This is a genomic window from Pseudomonas sp. 51_B, from assembly GCF_017491595.1.
Lineage (GTDB): Bacteria > Pseudomonadota > Gammaproteobacteria > Pseudomonadales > Pseudomonadaceae > Aquipseudomonas > Aquipseudomonas promysalinigenes.
The window spans coordinates 1-485 of sequence record NZ_JAFGYW010000265.1 but is presented as its reverse complement, the minus strand read 5'-3'; the positions used below and the strand labels follow the sequence as shown (position 1 = coordinate 485).

Below are 485 nucleotides of genomic sequence, written 5' to 3'. Positions count from 1 at the left end.
GCTCAAGCATGGCCGGGCTCCTTCGCCTTGGCCGGCACCGGCTTGTCTGCCGGAGGCGGCGTGGTCACAGCCTCCCTCTCCGGCTCAACGTCCTCGCCGGCCGGCGTGGCGTCCGCGATCCGCTCGACAGAGCCGGCAATGCTGCGCAGCGGCGTGCCAAAATCGGGCAGATCGATCATTGCGAGCAAGAGTCCTGCGATCCAGAAGATTTGCATATGCGTGAACAGCGAGATCAGACCGAGCACGGCGACGAACTCGAATTGCAGCTTCTGCGACTTGTGCGCCATCCGCTCCGGCAGGCTGTGCAGCTTCCAATAGAGCGTACCGACCCAGAACACGGTACCGAGCAGGAAAATTCCCATGACGACCATGAGCGTGTCGATCCCGCTTCCCGGCGCGAGAAAAAACGGCAAATGGTGCGGAGCCATCGGGTGAAGTTGGTCGCTCAAACGTCTCTCCCGGTCAGTGAAACGGCACTTCTGGTA

Annotated in this window: 1 protein-coding gene; it reads right to left on the bottom strand. The window is 61.9% G+C overall.

Annotated elements, in window-relative coordinates; genetic code table 11:
* Window positions 1-2 precede the first annotated feature (2 nt).
* On the bottom strand, window positions 3-485 hold a 483-nt coding region (locus J5M56_RS24750), incomplete at its 5' end, for a hypothetical protein (protein ID WP_207938030.1).